20 protein-coding genes and 1 riboswitch are annotated in these 23310 nt (G+C 49.5%); of the genes, 10 read left to right on the forward strand and 10 right to left on the reverse strand.

Annotation, left to right across the window (positions count from 1 at the left end; translation table 11 throughout):
- Positions 1-27: 27 nt before the first annotated feature.
- From ACUZ8J_RS03565 to ACUZ8J_RS03575, 3 genes are all read right to left on the reverse strand, one after another.
- Complete coding sequence (locus ACUZ8J_RS03565) at positions 28-936, reverse strand: GGDEF domain-containing protein (RefSeq protein ID WP_446694898.1); 909 nt, start codon at positions 934-936, stop codon at positions 28-30.
- Between the two features lie 296 nt (positions 937-1232).
- Entirely contained in the window at positions 1233-1694 is a 462-nt protein-coding gene (locus ACUZ8J_RS03570) for a TlpA family protein disulfide reductase (RefSeq protein WP_446693084.1), read from the reverse strand.
- Positions 1694-3856, reverse strand: a complete 2163-nt coding sequence (locus tag ACUZ8J_RS03575; protein WP_446693085.1) for a TonB-dependent receptor plug domain-containing protein — start codon at positions 3854-3856, stop codon at positions 1694-1696. Before ACUZ8J_RS03575 ends, ACUZ8J_RS03570 begins: the two co-directional genes overlap by 1 nt.
- A gap of 144 nt (positions 3857-4000) precedes the next feature.
- Here ACUZ8J_RS03575 and ACUZ8J_RS03580 point away from each other — a divergent pair, with 144 nt between their 5' ends.
- The gene (locus ACUZ8J_RS03580) at positions 4001-4483 is read left to right on the forward strand and encodes a cupin domain-containing protein (protein WP_446693086.1); all 483 of its coding nucleotides are present in this window, start codon (positions 4001-4003) and stop codon (positions 4481-4483) included.
- A 93-nt stretch (positions 4484-4576) separates the two neighbouring features.
- Here ACUZ8J_RS03580 and ACUZ8J_RS03585 read toward each other — a convergent pair whose 3' ends face one another.
- Complete coding sequence (locus tag ACUZ8J_RS03585; RefSeq protein ID WP_446693087.1) at positions 4577-5491, reverse strand: alpha/beta hydrolase; 915 nt, start codon at positions 5489-5491, stop codon at positions 4577-4579.
- Between the two features lie 303 nt (positions 5492-5794).
- On the opposite strand from ACUZ8J_RS03585, the gene ACUZ8J_RS03590 reads away from it, so the two are divergent.
- On the forward strand, positions 5795-7165 hold the full coding sequence (locus ACUZ8J_RS03590) for an MATE family efflux transporter (protein ID WP_446693088.1): 1371 nt from the start codon (positions 5795-5797) through the stop codon (positions 7163-7165).
- A gap of 44 nt (positions 7166-7209) precedes the next feature.
- On the opposite strand, the gene ACUZ8J_RS03595 is transcribed toward ACUZ8J_RS03590, so the two are convergent.
- Both ACUZ8J_RS03595 and ACUZ8J_RS03600 read right to left on the reverse strand, forming a co-directional pair.
- Positions 7210-7812, reverse strand: a complete 603-nt coding sequence (locus ACUZ8J_RS03595) for a DUF4274 domain-containing protein (protein WP_446693089.1) — start codon at positions 7810-7812, stop codon at positions 7210-7212.
- Between the two features lie 83 nt (positions 7813-7895).
- Positions 7896-8321: a CBS domain-containing protein gene (locus ACUZ8J_RS03600; protein WP_446693090.1), complete on the reverse strand. Its 426-nt coding sequence runs from the start codon at positions 8319-8321 to the stop codon at positions 7896-7898.
- A gap of 270 nt (positions 8322-8591) precedes the next feature.
- Here ACUZ8J_RS03600 and ACUZ8J_RS03605 point away from each other — a divergent pair, with 270 nt between their 5' ends.
- Positions 8592-10358 carry an alkaline phosphatase D family protein gene (locus ACUZ8J_RS03605; RefSeq protein WP_446693091.1) on the forward strand — a complete coding sequence of 589 codons (1767 nt, stop codon included), beginning with the start codon at positions 8592-8594 and terminating at the stop codon, positions 10356-10358.
- A 333-nt stretch (positions 10359-10691) separates the two neighbouring features.
- Positions 10692-11258, forward strand: a complete 567-nt coding sequence (locus ACUZ8J_RS03610; RefSeq protein WP_011624046.1) for a phosphoribosyltransferase — start codon at positions 10692-10694, stop codon at positions 11256-11258.
- 85 nt (positions 11259-11343) lie between these two features.
- Here the strand turns inward: ACUZ8J_RS03610 and ACUZ8J_RS03615 are convergent, their stop codons facing one another.
- On the reverse strand, positions 11344-12612 hold the full coding sequence (locus ACUZ8J_RS03615) for a glycerophosphodiester phosphodiesterase family protein (protein ID WP_446693092.1): 1269 nt from the start codon (positions 12610-12612) through the stop codon (positions 11344-11346).
- Positions 12613-12964: 352 nt separating this feature from the next.
- Here ACUZ8J_RS03615 and ACUZ8J_RS03620 point away from each other — a divergent pair, with 352 nt between their 5' ends.
- Positions 12965-13270, forward strand: a complete 306-nt coding sequence (locus ACUZ8J_RS03620; RefSeq protein WP_011625141.1) for a DUF3622 domain-containing protein — start codon at positions 12965-12967, stop codon at positions 13268-13270.
- A gap of 148 nt (positions 13271-13418) precedes the next feature.
- Here the strand turns inward: ACUZ8J_RS03620 and azu are convergent, their stop codons facing one another.
- The 3 genes from azu to rihA form a co-directional block, all read right to left on the reverse strand.
- Positions 13419-13895 carry an azurin gene (azu, locus tag ACUZ8J_RS03625; RefSeq protein ID WP_126511915.1) on the reverse strand — a complete coding sequence of 159 codons (477 nt, stop codon included), beginning with the start codon at positions 13893-13895 and terminating at the stop codon, positions 13419-13421.
- Positions 13896-14066: 171 nt separating this feature from the next.
- Positions 14067-14978: a ribokinase gene (gene rbsK / locus ACUZ8J_RS03630; protein ID WP_446693093.1), complete on the reverse strand. Its 912-nt coding sequence runs from the start codon at positions 14976-14978 to the stop codon at positions 14067-14069.
- 18 nt (positions 14979-14996) lie between these two features.
- Positions 14997-15953: a pyrimidine-specific ribonucleoside hydrolase RihA gene (gene rihA / locus ACUZ8J_RS03635; protein ID WP_446693094.1), complete on the reverse strand. Its 957-nt coding sequence runs from the start codon at positions 15951-15953 to the stop codon at positions 14997-14999.
- A gap of 207 nt (positions 15954-16160) precedes the next feature.
- Between rihA and ACUZ8J_RS03640 the strand changes: the two genes are divergently transcribed.
- The 5 genes from ACUZ8J_RS03640 (at position 16161) to ACUZ8J_RS03660 (ending at position 23304) form a co-directional block, all read left to right on the forward strand.
- Positions 16161-17522, forward strand: coding sequence for a hypothetical protein (locus tag ACUZ8J_RS03640; RefSeq protein ID WP_446693095.1), 1362 nt, complete (start codon positions 16161-16163; stop codon positions 17520-17522).
- Positions 17523-17525: 3 nt separating this feature from the next.
- Positions 17526-18962, forward strand: coding sequence for a hypothetical protein (locus ACUZ8J_RS03645; protein WP_446693096.1), 1437 nt, complete (start codon positions 17526-17528; stop codon positions 18960-18962).
- A gap of 237 nt (positions 18963-19199) precedes the next feature.
- A complete protein-coding gene (locus ACUZ8J_RS03650; protein WP_446693097.1) occupies positions 19200-19868 on the forward strand; it encodes a hypothetical protein in 669 nt (222 codons plus the stop codon).
- 125 nt (positions 19869-19993) lie between these two features.
- Positions 19994-20227, forward strand: a riboswitch (cobalamin riboswitch).
- A gap of 109 nt (positions 20228-20336) precedes the next feature.
- Positions 20337-22295, forward strand: a complete 1959-nt coding sequence (locus ACUZ8J_RS03655; RefSeq protein WP_446693098.1) for a TonB-dependent receptor — start codon at positions 20337-20339, stop codon at positions 22293-22295.
- Positions 22296-22575: 280 nt separating this feature from the next.
- Positions 22576-23304, forward strand: a complete 729-nt coding sequence (locus ACUZ8J_RS03660) for an HDOD domain-containing protein (protein ID WP_011624036.1) — start codon at positions 22576-22578, stop codon at positions 23302-23304.
- Positions 23305-23310 lie beyond the last annotated feature (6 nt).

Below are 23310 nucleotides of genomic sequence, written 5' to 3' on the forward strand. Positions count from 1 at the left end.
TTGGTGATTTGTCGAGGGGATGCGGCATCAAGCACTATTGGCGATAACGCGATTCTTACCATCCCGCTTGGCTTGATAGAGCGCGGCATCGGCGCGTTTTAGGGTATCTTCATAGGATTTATCGCCCGCCTCTATGCTGGCGACACCAATGCTGACGGTGGCAAATAATCCCTTTACCGAGAGTTGCTGCAATGCCTTGAAGCAGCAGTCACAGAGATATTCGGCAAACACTATGGCTTGGTCATGGTCAACCCCGGGCAGGGCAATCACAAATTCATCGCCACCAAAACGGTAGGCGCTGTCAGTTTTGCGAAATTGCTGTTGGCAGGCTTCGGCAACCGCCATGATGACGCGATCGCCCGCTTGGTGCCCCAGTTGATCGTTAATAAGCTTCAGGTGATCCAGATCGAGCACTAAGATCGAGGCCGGAATATGGTGGCGGCTAAAGGTGTCGAAGAGAAAATGTAAGTCACGGTCTAAGCGGCGGCGGTTATAGAGTCCAGTCAGTTGGTCGGTATCGCTTAATTGCCGCAGTTGTATTTCTAGCTTATGGCGCTTGGAAATATTACTGGCGACCCAGAGGACGACGGGTTCGTTATCCACCAGAAAATCTAACGCCTGAATGCGCCCTTCAAACCAGATGGGTTCTGAAGGACCTTGATCGGATAAGCCTTTGACATCCTTGTTACTGAGCTCATATTCCTCAATCAGTAATTTACCGCTATCTAAGGCTTGCTGAATAATCTTGAGGTAGTAAGTGGTCTTTTCGTGGTTGAGTACATCGCTCAGGTAAAGGCCGACTAATCCACTGCCGTCGTGGTAATAACGCGCATCTTTACCGCCAAATACGGCAACATAGCGGCCGCTTTGGGACAGGATAAACGCCGGATCGGGTAGCGCGTCCAGCACTAAAGCCATTTGCTCAACACTGACCATCAAACAAGCTCCCTATTCGTTAAAGGGTCTAATAGATAGAAGCGCTTTTGTTTGGCTTCTAGTCTGTTATCACACCTGTTACTGCGATTACTCCAAATCATCTACCCATGTGGTTTTTTTCGAGCCTAGGCATGAGCCGGAGTAACACTCTAAGTGTATCTGATGTTGGTAATGAACAGCGTAGATTAATGTAGGTTTTATTGGCAAAAACCTATTGTTCTCAATCAGAATAGCGTGCCCTTTAATAGCATAAAACAACACTCTGATTGAAAACAATAGATTAAATTATGCTGATATTAACTCGAGCGGCAGAGTTGAGCCTTCAGCTCTGCTTCATTGGTAAAACCGCGATAGCCTTTGATTAACTCTCCCTTGGTATTGAGCAGCAGCAGGATTGGCGTGGCAGGAATACCGCCCATATCCTTTAGCAAAGCGGGCGGTGCGCGGTAGGCTTCAAAGGGGAAATTCAGCCTAAACAGGGCACGTTTTAAGGCTAAGTTATCTCCATTGACCCCAAGCGCCACGGGGTGCACGCCTTGACGACAGCTTTGATGCAGCTGCTTGAGTACACTGGCCTGCTTGATACACCAAGGGCACTCAGGTTCAAAGAACATCAATGCCATTGCTTGCCCCTCGAGATGTGACAAGTCAGTCACTTGCTGACCCCGCAAAGCTTGAAACTGATAGTCGCGGGTGAGCTGCGCCGCCGATAACGGCAGGGCGCAGCACAACAGCATAGGGAGAAGAATACGCAGCATTAGAAGCTCAACTTCATGCCAGCATAGATTTCTCTGCCACGCAGTGGGCCATAGATATAGCCCACGTCGAAGGCGCCCTCGGCATCGTAAAACAGAGGCGTGTCTTCATCCCCCGCTTGGGTATAGTCAAACAGATTGCTGACCCCAGTGTAGAGTGACAGGGTATCGTTGAGCTGATAACTGACCTTTAAATCTAAAGTCACGTAAGCGGGCGCATCCGTGGTCTTTTTCGAGCTAGGGTCGACTTGGCCATTGGCATCGAGGCGGTTATAGCCTTCGTAACCAAATTCGGCGAGATCGCGACTACCGATCCATACTAGGTTGGCAAAGATTTCCCAGTCATTCATGTCCCAATCCATGCTGAGCGTGACCCGTTTTTCAACAGGCGCAATGGCATAGGAAGATTTAAAGACAGAGTCATAATCAAAATGCTCGGCGGTTAGGCTAAGGCTCATATCGTCGGTCAAGCGATAACCTAAGGCGATATCGCTGGTGATAACCCGCGCTTTTTCATCGAGTTGGGTCAGTAATGGAATGCCATGGTTGTTAGTGGTTAATGCCGCTAAATGCTCGACTTCGGTCCAAGCAATCGAGGCGGTAGAGGTGAGGCGTTCACCTTCGTAACTCAGGGCATAGTTGACTGAGTTGGAGCGCTCTAGCTCGTCGATATCGATGTCAAAGCCCAGAGAGCCATCTAAAATGCCGTGGTCGGTTTCAAAGAAGGATAATGGCGCGCGGTAGCCGCGACCTGCGGATAGGCGTGAAGTCCATTCATCATTATGGCGCAGACGAATGTCGACCCTAGGAGACAGAATCGACTCATCGAGTTCAGTGCCGGGTTTGTTGGGGTCGGTAAAATCGGCGCTGATAGTATCGTAACGCAGTGCCATTGCGACTTCTAACGACTCAGTGGCTTGCCAAGTGTCCTGTAGATAAACGCCTTTTACATCATAGTCAAAGGAGTCGGAAACATAATCTGGGTTGGCACTGCCAGAGCGGGAATGGGAACGCATTTCCTCTGTGCGTAAGTCGGCGCCGAAGGTCAGTAGTTGGCTCTCGCTCAACAGATAATTAAAGCGTGCATCGAAAAACCACATTTTGTCATCGGCGCTGTAATCGAAGCCTTCGTAGAAGGAGTCCTGTTTATGATCGGCGTAGCTGGCGGCAAGGTGCATGTTCCAGTCGTCGTTAAACTCCCTCAGCCAAGCGAGTGAGGCTTCGTTACGTTCGGTCTTAATCCATTCGGTGGTTTCCCAGGCTTTTCCTGTGTAGCGCTTACGCACATCACCATCTTCAAACAGCTGTTGTGGCTCGCTCGGTTGGCCATCGTAGCCGGATAACACGTTCCCCGTGCTAGACGCTACGCCATCGGCGAAGGTGCTGCCTATCATAGGGCCGCCGAAAATTTCCGATTGGATATTGGCGACGCGCATCACTAGGTTATCGGTATCGGTAATATCGTGGGAGACTCGAGCGGTCAGGCTGCGGTTTTCCTGCATCGGTGCTTCGTTGACTTTATTATTGTCCGCATCGGCTTGATCTCTATCGTCATATTGGGCAACGAGTGTCGCGCGGGTGCGGCCATCTTGGGTCACACCTTTACCGAGAAAACCCAGTTTACGGTAGCCATTTTCACCGGCGGACAAATCCAGTTCTGCGCCGTTTTCAGTGGGCTCATTGCTAACAATATTAATGGTGCCGCCAATGGCCTCGGGGGCGATTAGGGAGGCGCCCGCGCCACGGGCGACTTCGATACGTTCGACCCCAGTTGTTGGGATCGCATCGACCGCATAATAGCCCGAAATCATAGTGTGTACGGGTAAACCATCGACCAGAATCGTGGTTTGCTCGCCTTTCATGCCGTTGAGCATAATGCGCTTCACGCCACACATGGAGCATTCGTTGGAGACTTTAACGCCGGGGGAATTATCAATCGCCTCGGAGAGGTTAACGGCATTTTTGTTCTCAATCACGCTGGCGTCGATGACTTCAGTTTTCATGATAGTGTTAGCCAAGGTTCCGGCTTGCTCTAATCGTTGTCTTACGCCGACAACACTCACGCGCTCGATTTTATCCAGTTCAGGTTGGTTTACTTCGTCTGCGCTGGCCAAGGGGGGATGTAGTAGGGCTGCTAACAGGATGGCAAGGTAAGTAGGCTTCACTCTCATTTCTCCGTAAAATTACAAGTGGCAGCATTATATGTAAATGAGAATAATTATTATTTGATTTTAGTCATGGTTCTAACATCTTCTTAAAAAAGGTATTAGCCAAGATACAGGTGCGAAAAAATGAATGGAGTAGTAAAGATGCAGAATGCAGATGATTTTATTCAGTATTTAGAACTTGAGCAGCATGTTGAAGGCGGATATTACCGTTCTTCCTATCGCTCAGAATCGGCTTTTGATCCGAGTCGTCAGCTGTGGAGCAGCATTTATTTCTTACTGCGAACCGGCGAAGTGTCGCATTTTCATCGACTCACGGCCGATGAAATGTGGTATTTCCATGCGGGTCAATCGCTGACAATTTATATGATTTCCCCCGAGGGCGAGCTGACCATGGCGCAGTTGGGGCTGGATTTAGCTGCGGGCGAAAGGCCACAGTTTTTAGTGCCTAAGGGCTGTATTTTTGGCTCGGCCATGAATCAACCAGGGTTTTCGCTGGTGGGCTGTATGGTGTCACCGGGTTTTACCTTCGATGACTTTGAGTTATTTAGCCAAGAAGCTTTGCTGGCCATGTATCCGCAGCATCAAGATGTGATCCACAAACTGAGTCGGCCAGAGGCGAAATAGCGTCGTTAGATCATTGCGTTATCATGCAATGAGTTGTTCGTTGAATAGATTCGGTAGCCGCATGCCCGCATTAAGGCATGCGGCTTAATCAGGTTAAGCGCGAATAATATGGGTTACCTGCACCATGGCATCCCGCGCCGATTGACTGACTCCAGCGAGTTGGAAGAAGCCGTGGATCACCCCTAAATAGCGGCGGCAATGGGCATTTACGCCCGCATCTAATAGGTTACGGAATAGCTGTTCACCCTCATCTAGCAAGGGATCGAACTCGGCGGTAATGATATGGGTTTCGGGTAAACCTTCTAACTCTTGGCTGCGAAGTGGGCTGGCTTCGACATCGGTTCTGGGGTGCCAATCGAGGTACATGTCAAAGCCCGTGAGCAGGGTGTCGCGGGTGATAATGTACTTGTCGCCATTGTCTATATAGCTCTGACTCTTGGCGGTCGCATCCAACATAGGATAGATAAGCACTTGTTTTTTAGGTAACCATTGCCCTTTTGATTTTAACCGCAGGCAAGTGACTAGGGCTAAATGACCACCGGCGCTGTCGCCCATCAGGGTGATATTGGTGTTATCGCCGCCCCATTGCTGGCAATGTTGCTGCACGAGATTGGCGGCATTGAAGGCATCGTCATGGGCGGCGGGGTATACATGCTCAGGGGCGAGGCGATAGCTGACCGCCACCACTAACGCGCCAGAATCATTGGCGATTTTACGCAGTTGTTGGTTATGAGTAGCGATGCCACCACTGACAAAACAGCCGCCGTGATAGTAAATGACTACGGGTAAGTTGTTGTCCATCGAGGGCTTAAATAGGGTTAATTCTATGCCCTCAAGGGATAAGGTTTTGACCTCAAACACCGCTTCCGGCTCGCCAGCCAATACCGTGCTGGCGATGTACCCTTGACGACGTTCCTCAAGGCTTTGCTCGCGCACCGAAGGGCAACCTGCGGCGATAAACTCGCTCACCAATTGTTTAATTCCGTCTTCTAAATAGAGTTGGCTCATGTGCAATTTCCCTGAATATATTCGGTGAGCGCTTATCGCCCCTTGTGGTCGGCAAAGTGTATCGGCTCAATATTGAAAAGGGTAGTACGTATTAGTGATATGGCATTAATTCCATCGATTTCAGTTGATTAGCACTTGTTGGTAAAACTTGTTGATGGAAGCGTCGCGAATGAATACGGTTGCAGCGGTCGGTTTGGTTGTAATGAAAGATTGAGCACAATCTAAAAATGTAAGAAAATTACCGTTCGCCAACCTTGGCGTGTTATTGCTATTTCACTTGTCTTCCAGCGGTAAGGATAGAACGTGGCCAAATCAGCTAAAACCCTGCAACAACGCATGGGCATTGTCGCCCTCACTTGGCCGATTTTTATCGAAACCTTGCTGCAATCCTTACTCGGGATCAGCGATATTTTTATGCTGAGCCATTATTCCGATAATGCCGTCGCCGCCGTGGGGCTCACTACTCAATTGATGTTTTTTATGATGGTGATGTCCATGATGGTCAGCACGGGCGCCAGCATTCTGATCAGCCAAAATAATGGTGCCGGGCAGACGCAGCAAGCAACCGATATTGGTGTCGCCAGTGTGGCCTTAAGCTTAGGCTTAGCCGTGATTATGGGGGCATCGATGTTTTGCGGTGCCCACGGCATTATCGGTTTGTTTGCCCTAGAGCCTGAGGTCGCAGGCTATGGTTATGACTATCTGCTGATCTGCGGCAGTTTAAGTATTGGGCTGGTGATGAACATCGCCTTTGCCGCCATCTTACGTAGCTACGGTTTTACCCGCTCGGCCATGTTAGTCACCTCCAGCACGGGATTGATGAATGTGCTGGGTAACTATATTGCCCTCTATTCTCCCTTTGGTTTGCCGGTTTATGGGGTGACAGGCGTGGCGATTTCGACTGTGACCAGCCAGATTATCGGTGCCTTGATTATGCTGGCGGTGATCCACCGTAAAGGTATCCCACTGCCGATGCCAAGGTTGAAGCTATTGCCGCGCAGCACCTATTGGAGTGTGATGCGCATAGGTTTGCTCAATGCGGGCGAAATGCTGTCCTACAACGTGGCACAGATGACCATCATCTATTTTATTAGTCAGATGGGCACACTCTCGCTGACCGCCTATACCTATGGTTTGAATATCAGCCGCTTTATTTACTGTTTTGCGGTGGCGCTTGGGCAGGCATCGCAAATTCAAACCGGCTACTACGTCGGTAAACAATGGTTCGATGAGATAACTGTGCGGGTGCAGAAGTATTGCCTGGTGGGCTTTATTGCTTCCCTCGCCATAGTGTTAGCCTTTTATTGGCAGCGTTTTACCATTGTGGGCTGGCTGAGTGAAAATCCTGAGGTCATTCAACTTACCGCACTCTTGCTATTAGGTTCCATTGCGCTCGAAACTGGCCGAGTCTTTAATCTGGTGATTATTTCGGCATTAAAAGGAGCTGGGGATGTGGCGTTTCCGGTGCGCGTTGGCCTGTTTAGCATGTGGGGAATTGGCGTGCTATTGGCTTGGTTCTTTGGGCTGCATTTAGGTTATGGCGTGCTGGCCGCTTGGCTTGCTGTTGCGGCCGATGAATGGGTGCGAGGCTTGATTATGGTGCACCGTTGGCGCTCGGGTCGCTGGCAGCGTTTTACCCGTATTCCGCCAGCAACGCCTGTTTCATCACGTTAATCGCTTGGTTTTAAGCGCTCTATTTAAAGACTGCTCGGGGCTTATTACTGGCCCCATTTGCCCGATTTCAGCTGCTCATTTTTAAATTGTAGATACCTTGGATGCCCTGCATCGGTTTCGATTTCCATGGTGCTGTAGGGGGCAAAAATGGCCCCTGGAATTTGGCATCCATTCGTGAGGACGTCCTCTAATGAGGGCATAAAACATTCTTTAAACGGATCAAAATGGATTCTATAACTGGCATAGCCGCGCGCAACAAAGCGTTCGGTGATGGTTTTGAATAGCTGTCCAAAAGGTGTGTCTAGCCTCTGTGGCGTGGAGTAATAAAAGCCTTGTCCGTACCAGTAGAGCAATAAAGCGGTACCCGCATCGCAGAGTGGGTGTTCGATAATCGCTCTCACCATATCGGGATCATGGTCATCCCAATTCAAGTTTCCCGCGACAAAATGCAATTCCTCCATACTTTGTAAGTCACTGATACAGATGATTTGTTTCGCCGCTTTGCCAAAGTAGGCGCTGTATTCATGTAAAGCGTCATAATCGGGATCGGCGAGCAATTGGGCGAGGCGATCATGGTTGGTGATACAGCCTAATTCGGCGCATTCATAGGCGCGGATAAATTGTTCTTGGGTTAATAACTTGGCCACGGGCGTCCTTGGAGTTTTTAGATAATGACTCTCGCCAGCCCTGATAACCGAGGGCCAGCGAGAAAGAGTGAGGATGTTAGGCGTTAAGCTTGCTGTTGCAGCAGGGTGCGACAGAGCTTAATAAAGTCGGAAGAGGTGACAATCCCTAATACTTTCTTATCGTTATCTACTACGGGTAAGCAGCCGAGTTTGTTGTCGATAAAATATTCCACTACCACGCTTAAGGGCTCATCGGCGGTTAAGTGCTGGCAGTCTTTGTCTATCACAGTCGCTATGGGTGTGTAGCGTTCCTTGCGATCCAATGCGCCTTGGCCGTATTTGTTCAACATAGACAATACGCTGGCGATCATCTTCTTATGGGTGAGTACGCCGACTAAGGTGCCGTCGGTTTCAGATATCACAGGTAAATGGCGCACGCCGCGGGTTTGCATTAAATGGTGGGCATCTTTCAGGCTAGCACCATCGCTGATGCAGATGACCTCAGTGCTCATAATATCGCTGACTTTCATCCTATAAATTCCTTTTTTAACAAGGCTCAGGTTTGATGCTCGACGAGCCAAAATCTGAGCGATTTGCCACTGATCCGATGTTAGCAGCTTACTCATGGCTTGTGCCAGTGCTGTACAAATAAAGTACGCTATCCAGTATAAGCTTATGAATTAAAAGAAATCATAAAATGCTGACAAAGATGTCACAAATGTGTAACAGTGATGTCTCACAATCGGGGCCTCATTAGACCTCATACCAGTGAAACCTCATCTTATAAGGGAATAATAATAATGAAACGAACCGTGACTCGTCGTGATTTTTTAGCCATGTCGGCCAAAGGCATTGGTGCAGCAGTGATCTCCTACGGCCTAATGGGGTGTAGTGACAGTGATGATGATAAATCTGTTCCTGCGCAGTTTTTACATGGGGTAGCCAGTGGTGACCCTGCGCAAGACGCGGTGATCCTCTGGACCCGTGTGACGCCTGATTCTGCTGGGGATGTCAAAGTCAGCTGGCAAGTGGCCAGTGATGCGGCATTCTCACAATTAGTGACCACAGGGGAGATGGTCACCAACGCTAACCGTGATTACACGGTTAAAATCGATGCCCGTGGTTTACGTGCGGGACAAACCTATTTTTACCGCTTTATGACTAGCGGAAAAACCTCTGAGGTGGGTAAGACCCGCACTCTACCCGAGGGTGATGTGAGTTCGGTAAAACTTGCCGTTATGTCATGCGCTAACTTTCCTGCCGGCTATTTTAACGTGTATGAACTGGCTGCGGCGCAGGATGACCTCGATGCCGTGGTGCATCTGGGTGACTATATCTACGAATATGCTCGCGGCGGCTATGCCAGCGAACATGCGACAGAGCTTGGCCGTGAAGTGTTACCCGCCAATGAGTTGCTGTCATTAAGCGATTACCGTACTCGTTATGGCCAGTATCGTTCAGATACTAGCCTGCAAAAATTGCACGCGAAAGTGCCTTTTATTACGGTATGGGACGACCACGAAGTGGCAAACGACACCTGGCGTGATGGCGCCGAGAACCACAACGAAGGCGAAGGGGACTTTGCGGTCCGTAAAGAAGCCGCGCTACAGGCCTACTTCGAGTGGCTGCCAATTCGCCCATGGCGCGAGGGTAACCATGAGGAAATTTACCGTAGCTTCAGTTACGGTAACTTAGTCGACTTACATATGCTGGACACGCGCGTTTTGGCCCGCGATAAGCAGCTCGACTATGCCGACTATATGGATGCCAGCACGGGCGCCTTCGATGGTGAGCGTTTCCGCGCCGATGTGACATCGACCACGCGCACTATGCTAGGCTTAACCCAATTACTCTGGCTGCAGGGCACTTTATTGCAAGCCACGGGCACTTGGCAGGTGTTAGGGCAACAGATCCTCATGGGCAAGATGTCCCTGCCTGCGGCGATCGCTACCCAGCAAATGAGCATTCCACAATATGCCATGCTTGGTGCGCTGGCGAAGTTAGCTGCTCGTGCGGCGGCAAATGATCCAACCCTAACGGCAGCGGAATTACAGTATTTACAGGCTAATCAAGCCCTGTTAACGCCAGAGGTGATTGCCCTGCTGCAACTGCCATCTATTCCCTATAACTTGGATGCATGGGATGGTTATGCCTATGAAAGGGAAGTAATTTTAGGTACGGCTAAATCGAAAAATCACAACCTAGTCGTGATTGCCGGTGACACCCATAATGCCTGGGCGAATGAGCTTAAAGATGTCAACGGTGATACCGTTGGGGTCGAGTTTGCTACAAGCTCAGTGTCATCACCTGGTTTGGAATATTACTTAAATCTCCCTGCGGAACAGATCCCCGCGACCGAGGCGGCGATCGTCGACTTGGTGCCAGATCTTAAATACACCAACCTCAAAGATCGCGGCTTTATGACCTTAACCTTCACCAAGGAAGCGGTGCGTAGCGATTGGCATTATGTCAGCACGATTCTGTCGAAGGAGTTTGAAGAGTCGAGTAGCCGCAGCTACAGCGCCATGACTAAGGTCGGTGAACCTATTATCAACCCTGTGAGCTAACTTAAGCGTCAAACTTAAGCGTCACACTTTGCTTTGAGCCTGTGCTCGTTCCTTGTTGGCCACCTTTGGGTGGCCTTTTTTGTCCGCTTTTTGTTAGTTCCGTCCTAAAAATGCAAAATAAACGGCCGTTCACCTGCAACTTATGACTATAACTGCAGCACGGCGGTTTTTTTTGGTATAAAATTCGCTCCCAAAATTCGGCGGCTGCCTACACTTGCTAGGACTCTTTTGAAGAGAATGCTGTTCTCGTGTTTTGGACGCCGAACAGACCTTACAGGGTAAAAGCTCGCGCTTTAACACCTAAAATCAATAATTAAGATGGGGATCGGTGTCATGTCAGAAAAATATTTCGTTACCGCACAACAACTGCTCGAAGATTCATTTCTATTAGCTTCACAGGTTTATGAGAGTGGATTCCGTCCGCAGTTTATCGTGGGTATTTGGCGTGGCGGTGCTCCAATCGGGATCGCGGTACAAGAGTTTTTCGACTTTAAGAAGGTTGAAACCGACCATATCGCTGTGCGTACCTCGTCTTACTACGGTATTGGTACCGACAAGCAAAGCAAAGAAATCAAAGTACATGGCCTGCATTACATTGTTGAAAATGCGAATGCTAGCGACAGCTTACTGATTGTTGACGATGTGTTTGACTCTGGCCGCAGCATCCACGCGCTGAAGGAAAAGTTAAGCCAACTGATGCGCTTAAACATGCCGCAGGATATTCGTATCGCTTGTCCTTATTACAAGCCAAAAAATACCGCAGTGCCTTTAAAGCCTGATTACTATATCCATGCCTCTGAAGACTGGTTAGTGTTCCCACACGAAGTGACGGGTTTAACGCCGGAAGAAATTGCCGAAGGTAAGGGCGATTTAAAAAATATTCAGCATCTTTTTAAGTAAAAAGAATCTGTTAATTAAAAGCGTTAGCAGTTTTTGCTAACGCTTTTTTGTTTCTCGGTTTTGAAATAGAGCCTATTGTTTTGGCCTATAAATCCATGCAGTTGGCATAGTAAGTGACAGTCGCCGGCCAGTCCGAAAACACGCCAATCACGCCCACATCTTTGGCGAGCACATCGAGCAGCTCATAGGTATCGCCTTCATTATCAATGGCATCTGTGATGCTTTGATAATACCAACCGCCGCCATCTTTCAATAATCCTGAGCGCTCTAAACTCCAAGTGATGATCTTAAGTCCCGCTGCTTTCGCGGCTTTGGCATATTCCGATGGAATGATTTTTTTATCCGCATCTAAGGTCACTAGCACCCAGAGTGGTGGCGCGATAATCTCTACGCCCTGGGCTTTAAGTTCCGCCATTGAGGGCGACCAGCTGGAGGAGTCCAGTGGGTCAAAGCCTGTGTGAATATCATATCTATCATCAAGATATACCGCTTGTTTTCCAAACTCGGGGGCGTTAGCAATCCAGTATTTTACATCTTCTAAATTAAAGGATTGGGGAAAGACTTGAGAGGCATCGACACCCGCTGCGGTATATTCATCGAGCATCTTCTGGGCGTACTCCTGCTGAGTAAAACCATCGAAGGGCATGGCGACGCTGGCGGCTTTTAGCTCAGGCGTCATTTTCACGCCAGCCTTTTTAAACATCTCAATACTCTCGGCGTGGGTCATTAGGGTGCCATTGCCCGCATATAAATCCGTGCGCCACTTAGGCGTACCATTCATAAACTCTTCGGCAGTGGCGGCCTTGGGGTTCTCGCCCTCCATCTTGCCCTTTAAGGTTTTAAATTCGGCGAGGGTGATATCGCTGGTACAGCAGGTTGCAGTGGCGGCAACGCCATTGGCTGCATCGGCGGGGGTAAAGGGGACTGAGCATTTGTTGGCAAGTTCGGGAATGGCCAAAATATTGGTCGTGCTGGCGAGATCGCACTGGGAGTGGCGACAGACTAAGGCTTTATCCGCGGTAAAAGTCACATCGCACTCGACAATACCCGCACCAGAGTCGATGGCGGCTTGGTAGGATTCTTTGGTGTGTTCAGGGAATTGCATCGCCGCGCCGCGGTGACCAATGGAAAAATCACTACGGTAGAAATGATCGGTTTCGCACTGGGCTAAGCGGGTCTTTAAGCTGCTGTCCTGCATTTGGCGCACTAAAAACAGTGGTCGCTCACCGACTTGGGCGGGCACCATTTTCGCTGGTGGCGGTGTAGTCTCGCTATCTTTGTTATCGCTGTTACAGCCTGCTAGCAGGGCCGTGCTTGCCAACAGCATGCAGAGTGTTACTGAGGAGGTATTCATCATCTTTCCTAAATTATGAATGACTTATTAATAGGGTCCCTCACACTCTAAAATTGCTATATGACTAAATTTACTTATTTTTATGACCAAAACAAGAAAAGATACCGTCCGCCAGCCGCTTTTGCGCTAGCTTGATACAGAGCTTAGGACTAAGATTAGGGCGAAAAATCATCTGGCAGGCGGGGTTATATTGGGATGCCGCGACTCACTGAGCCTGCAGAGCATGAAAATTTTCTCGTAAGCGATCTTTCTTTGCCGAAATCAAGTAAACTGCGCTCCTTTTGTTTTATGATGGCGTTTGTATCGCTTGATAAGACAAACGTGGCAAGCATCATTTAGGAAATAGAGCAGAATGAGCAAGGGTAAAAAATACGATTTTCGCGTCACTCAAGCTGAAAATGGTTGGAAGACGGAAATCACCCGTCGTATGACGTCGACTAAGACGGTAGTGTCGAAAAGCCATGACGGTTTTGCGACCGAGGCCGAGGCACAAGCTTGGGGTCAAGCCGAGCTGCAAGTGTTTTTAGGCACGCTGGCTGAGCGCAACAAGCGTCGCTCAGAGAAACAGGCTAAGGCCAAATTAGCGGCGGCTTTAGCGGCTGAAGCGGCAACCGATGCCGATGATTTTGATGATGAAGACGAGTTCGGCGAAGAATAACTCGCTCGAAGAAGACATCTCGAAACAAAATCCTCGAAGGCAAACTGGCTTGTGAGCCAATCAGCATTCAACAAAAAAGCGGACCCGAGGTCCGCTTTTTTGTTGTCTCACTTAAGGGAATACCTAAAGTGAGCATTAGGCAATGGAATTAGCCTTGGATCTTAAAGCTACCTTGCATAATCGCCCAGTGGCCTGGGAAGCTGCAGAAGAACTGGTAAGCTTCAGTCGCGCTCATGCCCGCAGTGCTAAATTTTACAGAAGTTGATTCACCGCCACCCACTAATGCAGTGTGAGCGATAACACGGGTATCACCGGCTTTAACGTAAGCAGCATCGGCGCCAGCGCTCATACCATCGGTCGCAACGGCAGACATATCAGCGGCTTTAGTTAACACCCAGTTGTGGCCCATCGCCGCTTTTGGCAGTGTGCCAGTGTGCGTTAGCGTCAGGGTCACTTCTTTACAAGTAGCGGGAACAGACAGCTCTTTAGTGTCAAATTGCATAGCGTCAGTCGCAGCAATTTTGAGTTCACATTCGTTAGCACTCGCTTGGCTGGCGACTAATAATCCTAGGCCAAGTAAGCTAGCGCTAGTCATATTACGGAAAGTGGTGCTTTTCGCTTTCATCTGGTACTTCCTTATTCTGAACAAGGTGGATCGAGCCGATGTGACTCGAGTATTCGCTTGCCAGCATAGGCTTAATTCATTAAATGGGAATGAATTCGATATGTAAATTATGTATATACAACTTTAGGGTGAAATAGGCTGAGTGCGACAATTTGCCGCACTCGTGGGGAGTTAGCGTGGCAGTTCGTGGCGGTAGGGAATGGCACGCTGAGCGCCGGCGCGGGTCACAGTGATCGCGGATGCGGCGTTGGCAAAGCCGACGGCAGCGGCTATCGACATGCCCTCACTCAAGCCCACCACTAGGGCGCCATTGAAGGTATCACCAGCGGCAACCGTATCTATGGCTTGTACTGCAAGTGCCGGAATTAACCCGGTAAAGCCTGCGCTACTGATAAACGCACCTTTACTGCCTAAGGTAATCACCACAGTCGTCACCCCTTGTTGATGCAGCAGTTGGGCGGCTAAGTTGGCATCTTCTTCACTATTGACCTCAATGCCCGTTAACGCTTCGGCCTCGGTTTCATTCGGGGTAATAATGTCGACCCACTTGAGGTAATCCAGTTGCGAACTCACGGCAGGCGCGGGATTCAGCACTGTGGTAATGCCTAGGCGTTTGGCGGTTTGCAATGCATGGCTCACCGTATCCATGGGCGTTTCGAGCTGGATCAGCATAAATTGGGCATTGGCAAACAGGGCATAATGTTTGTCTAGCTCCAAAGGCGTGAGATGGGCATTGGCGCCAGCGGCAATGCCGATGGAATTTTCGCCATTTTCGGCGACAAAAATCATCGCCGTGCCGCTATTCATATTGGCGACTTGCGTGATGCCATCGGCTTTTATCCCATCCTTGAGCCAATTGGCGCGCATCTCGTTTCCAGCGCTGTCTTGACCTAAGTGACAAATAAAATCCACTCGCGAATCGGCCTGACATAAGCGGGCGCAGGCCACCGCCTGATTCGCTCCTTTGCCACCATGCTCTAGTCGGTAGCTTTGACTCACTAAGGTCTGCCCCGGTGCGGGCAAATACTCAAAATTCATAACATGGTCGGCGTTGGCACTGCCTATAACGAGTATGTGACTCATGGAAGCGTTACCTTAAGTTCATCTGCGATTGAGATAGGTTGGTGTGTAGACCGCTAAACTGTCAACTAACAAGTCAACAAAGCCCTGTCTATCAATCCCGAATAGCACAGTGGCATTCGCGGGTTTACCCGTAAGCTGATAGCGATCGACGACTGTCATCCCCTGTGTGAGTGCGCTTTGGGTTTCAATGCCGACCCAGCAGTCTTGGGCATCAAACAATGCGGGGTTGAGTAACCAAGCGATAGTGCAAGGGTCGTGCAGCGGCGCGCCGACAAATCCCCACTTGGGATCTCTATGGTAAATCATAAAGAAATCTAGCAATTCGGCGACGCACTTAGCCACGGGATTAGGAATGGCGCGAATGCGCTCGATATCTTCATCCATAATTTGTGCCTGATGGGTTACATCGAGGCCGCACATGGTAATGGGAATGCCGGATTTAAAGACGATATCGGCCGCCTCGGGGTCGACAAAAATATTAAACTCGGCGGCGGGCGTCCAGTTACCCACACCCGCAGCGCCGCCCATTAATACAATGCGCTCAATCTTGGCGTGCAATTCGCCGTGGCTGGCGAGTAGCAGCGCGATATTGGTGAGCGGCCCCGTTGGCACCAAGGTTACTGGCTTATCGCTTTGGCGGATTTTCTCGGCCATCAACTCGACCGCATTTACGGCTTGAGGTTGAAAACTCGGAGCAGGTAGAGCTGGACCATCGAGTCCCGTTTCACCATGGACGTTGTCGGCAATCATCAATTCACGACTTAAGGGTTTAACCGCGCCGCCCGCGACTGGAATATCGCTGCGATTGAGCAGGGTTAAGATCCGCAGGGCATTATTGAGGGTTTTATCTGGGGTTTGGTTGCCGGCGCTGGTGGTCACGGCCAGTGGATTTAGCTCGGGATGGGCGAGGGCTAAAATGAGTGCGATGGCATCGTCATGGCCGGGATCGCAATCCAAAATAATTGGGCGACTCATACTGTTACTCCTTTAAACAGCGGGAATGGAGGCTAAGAATAGCACGCCCACGTTTGCAGGCTAGGATGTGGCCGAGTCTTTAAGGCAAACTGTGAGCTTTTTCTGATTTCTATCAATAAGCTGCTACAATAGCGCCCCGCTTTAGGCAGAATCAAGTTCTCTTATGCCTTACCGATCATGGAATGATAAGGAAGTTCTGGCGTGTTGATGAATCGCAGTCAATTAACCTCGGGTGCACCCGCACGTTTTTGGGGTTGGTTAGAAATACTCTTGACCAGTGTCCCTCTCTTTTTGGCTGGTGTTGCCGCGCTGTTTCTCTGGGAGGGGGCGCAAAAGTGGTTTCTGGTCAATCAGTTACTAGAGCGTGGCGATGTAGCCATAGGTCGAGTGGTTGAGACGGCCTATCGTAGTGAGCGCAGTTCGACGGGCGTATATAACCAAAGATTGATTTGCTTGGTTGAGTATCGCACCGCAGAGGGCAACCTCGTTCGCCAATGGGAGCTCGATGGCGTGAATTGCCAAGCGACCTATCAATTACGGCCGCCGCAGGGCGACACTCCTGGCGCATTAGTGCCCAACTACGGGCAAAGTTTTGTGCATTATCTTCCCGAGGCGCCAACACGGGCGAGCGCCGATCTTGAGTTAACCCGCGATCGCGCCAAACTGGACTTCGGCTTTGGCATCGCAGGCATATTAGGCTGTTTGCTTGTCGGTTATTTCTGTTTGACGCTATTAAGGATCCGCTGGGCCGAGTTCCGTTATGTGCCAATACTCAAGCGCTTAGGACAGCAACAGGATTACACTGGGATTATCCGTTTGCTTGAAACCTATCGGCAGCATCCCGCCGCGAATATTTTGGTCTGGGAAGCGGCTGAACATTTAGGCCATTCCCCCGAGCACTATCCGCGTTTGGTCGATTTATTCGAGCAAATGCAAACCTCACCGAGCAAAAAAAAGCTGGAATCGGTAGATGAATCTATTGTGATGATAAGCTTTTATCGTTTGAGTTCATTAGGATTTCACGACTTAGCGCTGGCGATGCTCGCCCGTAGTAAACAGGCATTGTCAGCTAAAACCTTAGCCAGCTTTGTGTTGATGACGCGCACTAAGCAGTTGCCTTTTGCATTGGAATTAACCGCAGAAAAGTTAGCGGCATTGAAGGCACTGTGTGAGGCCAAAGTACTAAGGTTCGGCTTGGCGGATGAAAAGCAATGCTCCGTCGATTTTGCGGTGCACCTCGATTATTTACTCTGCTTGGTGACATTAGTGCTCGACAATACCGCACTGAACCGCCAAGCGGTGCAGGCTATCGGCCCAGTTCAACGGCTGCTCTTAACAGCCTTAGTACAGGCGAAGGCGTTCGACACCCTAAGCCAAAACAGTGCGCAGGCGCTGGATAAACAAATTCAAGTTCTCCTAACCCGTATCGATTCGCGTCAGGGCTTTGAATACCAACTCAAACCGTTACTCGAGTCGATATCAGCCAAATTAGCACAACCCAATCAGCAACCCGCGTTGTCAGTAACCAAAGTTTCAGCAACCAAAGTTTCAGCAAATACAGGGAAATAAGTAATGCAGTCTTATCCTATCTCACGCCCCTTGGCACTGGTGGCCGCCTTAGTGGCGTTACAATTAACCGCCTGTAGCCAACCTAAACCCGTAGCCGTAGTCGAAAATGAAAAGGAATCCTTGCTGCAATTTGATAACGGCAAGCTTATCCAGTTTCAGGAAAAGGCGAATCCGAATTATCGCCATATTCCCTGCGATTTACCCGCAGTCGAGACTGTGGTGACCAACAGTACGGCCTTCGCCGCATTAACTCAGTCGGGTGAGGTGATCACTTGGGGTGACAGTTTTGCCGGTGGCGATAGCCGTGAAGTGACAGAACAACTTAAGCAAGTGAAGCAAATTGTCCCGGTTAAAGATGGGTTTGCTGCGCTGCGACAAGATGGCACTGTGGTCTATTGGGGCAATGCGGGGAAATTAAGTCTGGACAAGGCATTGCAAGCGCGCATGACCAATATCACTAAGCTCTTCGCCAACCGAGAAGCCCTAGCCGCGCTCGATGCCAATGGTAAGGTACATACTTGGGGCTATGGGCCTTACGGCGGCAATAGTTTGCAGGTGCAAAATGACTTAGTCGATGTGGTCGATATCTTTGCTAAAGGGCGCAGTTTTATTGCCCTGAAAAAAGACGCCAGCGCTGTAGTGTGGGGTGAGGTTGAAAGTTCGACCAATATGAAGAAGTTGCAGTCGCAGCTGACGGATATTAAACATATCGAATATTTTCAAAACACCTATGCCGCTTTGAAAAAAGATGGCTCAGTGGTGAGTTGGGGCTGGCGCAGTGATGCTTATCCGATCCGCAGTGCCCTTGAGGATGTGGCGAGTCTCACGGCAAACAGTTGCGCGTTTGCGGTGTTAAGTCCAACGGGGGATGCCCATTTCTGGGGCGATGGCATTAACTGTGGCGTCGATTGGATCAAGAAAACCGATATCACAGGCGTGAAGGAGATTATCAGCGTCGGCCCGGGATTCTTGCTACTGCGTGACAATGCTACGCCGCAAATTCTCGCCGACGATACGGATTACGCCTATCTGTTTGGCTTTCATCATGCTCAAGCGATCCTCGACAAATATTGGCAGCAAGGCAGCAAAATTACCCTAGGTAAGTCCTCCTTTGCCTTTACGCGCCCCGACGGCAAAGTGGTACCCGTCGGTTATCGGGCAGACCTTAAAAATGTCGAGCAACTGATTGAGCGCATTCCACGCCTCACTTGGCTAGCACCGGCAAATGATGGTTTTGTGGGGATCAGTGAAAAGGGAGAATGGGTCTCTTGGTCGATGAATCTCGGAATGTTTGATAAACCGTCGGTACAACCTGCCGATTCCTTGGTGGTTAAGCCGCTGGAATTCACCCCCGCTGCCCAATGTGAGACCCCAGAGCAACGGCAGGCGATTTTGAGTCAGGCAAGGCCGCAGCGGAAAATCAATTGGTCATTTGACTAACTCATTGTAGGGCATTTCTCTGCTGGTGAAAGTTCATTCACCAGCTTTTTAAATCCATCATCGACCCTATCTTTGGCTGCTATTTGCTGTTTTACAGTTGTTGTGACTGTATAAGTATCATTTTGTTTAGCTTTTTAACTGTTATCTTATTTACATCTTCGCTAGAATGCTGGATGTTTTCTATGCAATTTCATATGTCGTATTAACCCATAACAATGCGATACAAGGATGATAATAATGAAATGTATACCCCATATGCAGATGAGGTTATGGCAGGGCGCGAGCGTATTAATGCTGTGCAGCCTAATCGGCTCTGAATCCGTCGAGGCGAAATTGGATATGCCTCGCAGCGTAAGTGGCGCGTCGCATACCCATGTGTTGCCTGTCTTTAGTCAGCAATTAGGATTTAATCTGCCAAAGGGTTGGCGTCAAGCCTACCATGAGGAACGTGCGGGTATGTTTATGGCGGAATTTGTGCCGGAGCAGGAGGCGCTCAATCAATGGAGTGCGCTGTTTTGTGTGCAAGGCTTTAAGGACATGGCCGAAAGCGTGAGCCCCGAGCAGTTTTTAGATGCGATGGCTGAAACTTACCAAGCCGCCTGTGACGGTGAAGTAGTGTATCAAAAGCTAGGGGATACCCAAGTAGACGGTCACGAAGGTTTTCAAGCTATTCTCGGTTGTACCACAATGCCGAATGTCCATAGCGCGACTCAGTTTAATCCCAGTGCTTTTACCTCTCATCCCCAGGGCGAAATTGGTTACTATACCGTGGTAAGTGGTAACAAAGACTTGTATTTACTGCATAAATCGATGCGTGGCGATGTGTTTTCTGCCGACAAACCTCCCTTGCAGGCGGCCAACAGTGCTGACTTTATTTCTGGCTTAGCGCCCTATTCATTAAAGTAGTTGTCAGTCGAGAGACGGATGAGCATGGACTTTCATCCGTATAGACGTCTATAATGCGCGCGCTCAGGCTTGATATGCCACGAGCCTTATTGGGCGTTAACTGGTTTTTCGCCCTCTGAACCTATTTTTAGTCAACCTTCTGTGGTGCTTGCGATGCATTCGTCGCGAGATAATCGGGAAGCCAGTGAAATTCTGGCACTGCCCCCGCAACGGTAAAAGGTGAGAGACGACCGCATTCGCTAGGTAGCTCAAGGTGAGCCAGAGAATCGAGTGTGCAAAGGTCTGTTTCGCGTTAGTCCTTCTATTGCTTGGATTAACATAGCCTAAGTCCGGAGACCGGCCCTAAAGGTGTTTTTGAGATTTCGGTGGGCAGATCTCAAAATGCGATAGTGACTGTCAGTATTTGTTACTGAATCAACGGTATCGTGGCGCCAATGCCCCGTTTTCCTTGCAGGAGTTAAAGGTAAAATGGGAACACATCCAACTAAAATCGCGCTGCTGATCGGCAGCCTTTGCAGCTTTTCTGTTATCGCCCCCGCCGTGGCGGCCGATGATGCCAGCGTCGCCAAAGTCGATGAGCATATCGTCGTAATTGGCCGTTCAGACAAGACCCCCTTAAATATTGCCGCCAATGTGAATGTGATTGATGCCGCTGCGATTGAGCAGAGTGGCGCAACCAGCTTGACCGAAGTGTTACGTGGTCAAAGTGGTATTCAGCTGTCCGACAATAACATTGGTACTAGCTTCGCGATGCGCGGCTTTAGCGCCAGCACCGCCGTTAACAACACGCTGATTTTGCTCGATGGTCGTCGCTTAAATAACATCGATATCGCAGCCCCTAGCCTGAATGCCATTCCACTCAATTTAATTGAGCGCGTGGAGATTTTATCGGGCAGCGCGGGCGTGCTCTATGGCGATCAAGCTGTCGGCGGGGTGATTAACATTGTGACTAAGTCGCCAGAGAATACGGGCGGCAGCGTGCAATTATCCGGCGGCAGCTTTAATACCTACGAAGGTCGCGGCGATGTGTCGGGCGCCATCAATAAAGATTGGCACTATTTCCTGACCGGTAGCTACAACCAAGGCGATAACTATCGCAAGCACAATGCCAATGAAACGGGCTCTATCCTTGGCCGTATTCAATATAAAACCGCCACAGATTCTTTCTTTGTTGAAACCAGCTATTACGATGATGACCGCGAAAACCCAGGGGCGTTGACCCCTGAGCAGTTCAAAGAAAACCCACGCCAGTCTTTCAATTCCAATCAATATGTCCATGAAATGACCACAGCGGCGCGCAGCGGTTATCAGCATCAGCTTAACCAAAACTGGGCATTGGCGGCGGATCTGGATTACAGCGATACCTTAGTCAGTTCGCTCAATTGGGGTCAGAGCCATAATACTCGCTCACTGCTGATGTTTAGCCCTAAAGCGCTAGCCACCTACAGCACTCGTCAAGGTGAGCTAAACCTAGTCACTGGTTTAGACATCAGCCGCGGTAAGGCCGAGTTTGACTCTATGGCGCGCAGCAACGTGCAGGAAATGCAAAGTGCTTACCTGCAAGCCACTGTGCCATTAAGCCACACCTTAAGCTATGTAGTGGGCGGCCGTTATGCGCGGGTGACCGACGATCTGGTCGATGGCAATGTGTATCCAAACGGCATCGATTTAGATGAAGATGCGACCGCATTCGAGTTCGGTTTAAATTACCGTCCGAGCGCCGAGCACAGATTCTATCTACGTGGCGATGAAAACTTCCGCTTTGCTAAGGTCGATGAGCAAGCTTACACCCCGAAAGATGTCTATGGCTTAAAGCCACAGACAGGCCGTTCCTATGAGGCGGGTTGGGATTGGACTGTGGCCAGCCAAAGCCTACGCGTTAGCCTATATCGCCTCGATTTAGAAGATGAAATTGTCTTCGACCCAAGTGCTGAAAAACCTGTTGGCGGCAGCTTCCAAGGTGCCAACGTCAATGCCGATGCATCACGCCGCTATGGCGCGAGTGCCGATTGGGATTGGCAGGTTACTCAAGCCCTCACCTTAGGCTTGGAATATAACTATATTGATGCCGAATTTACCGACGGGGTGAATGATGGCAAGCAATTGTCTTGGGTGGCTGAGCATACGGGACGCGGTTATGTCAGCATGGATTTTGCCGAGCATTTCCAAGTGTTTGCTGAGGCAATTTACACGGGCGATCGTTTTATTGAAGGCGATAACGGCAACGAAGGCGATAAATTATCTAGCTATGTTTTAGGTAATCTAGCCCTTAACTATACCCGTGATGCTTGGTTAGCGAGCCTGCGTATCGATAACCTGTTTGATAAAGAGTATGTTAGCTCGGGTTACTACGGTGGCATTTGGGGTGATAGCTATTACTCAGGCCGAGGCCGTGATATTCGCTTGACTGTGGGTTACCGCTTCTAAGTTTGAAATTAATGCTTAACCGAATAAAGCCAGACTCAGTCTGGCTTTATTATTTCTGTTGTTTGGCTATGCGCAGAGAAAAATCCATTTTCTCGGTGTATTCTTTATAAGTTCAGCCTATTTTGAGATGGCCTAAGTCGTTGCTTGTGCTATAGATCACTTCATCTAAAGCATAGTCACAATTATTCTGCGACTTAGGGCTGAAATTCTCAGTAGTTTGGGTATGATGTGAGCGGTATTCGAATCATCTTATAGCTAATTAACAGGTGTAAAGTGTCTTATGACAGATCTTGAGCAACAGGTTTTTACTCAAGTGAGAGCCATCATAGCGAATGAAGAGCAAGTGATCGGTCGCCGTGGGATCTTAATTCCACTCAAAAAAGCGATCCTTGCCGAAGGCGACATTCGTAATGTGATCGATATTATTTCGAGCGATCCCGCATTAGCTGCCCACATGTTGATGCGCAGTAATTCGGCGCAGGCTTCAGGTGTAGTAAATCCTAAATCTCGCTCCTTAAAAGACGCCCTAATCCGTTTAGGCCAGGTCAATATTTATCGTTATGCCTTCACCTTCTATTTGAAAGAACGCCTCGATGAATTACCCCAACCCTATAAGAAGTTGGTACAAGGTTATTGGAAACTCACGGAAAATATCGCTACCGATGCGGTCGACAGCCTAGTCGATATGCCGGATGTCGATGTCGACCCCGATGAAGTACAAACCTTGGCGCTGTTTAGTGTGTTCGGGCAAATCATTGCCCTAACGGCCTTTGCTTACTTAAATGCCAGCTCTGAGCAATCTTTCCCGTTAAGCGTGATTAAGTCATTGATTGATAATCAGCAGCAGACCTTAACCATCGAAGCCTTTGAGGCCTTAGATCTCGATCAGGATCTGCGCCAAGAGTTTATGATCGCCCATAATCTGCGCCAGACCCGCAATCAAAATTCTCCCGGGTTAATCCTGCGCCGCGTGCTCTCGATGCGCGGCATGTTACTCAACCCGCTCTAAGCACTG

The organism is Shewanella sp. Koi 1, from assembly GCF_052907445.1.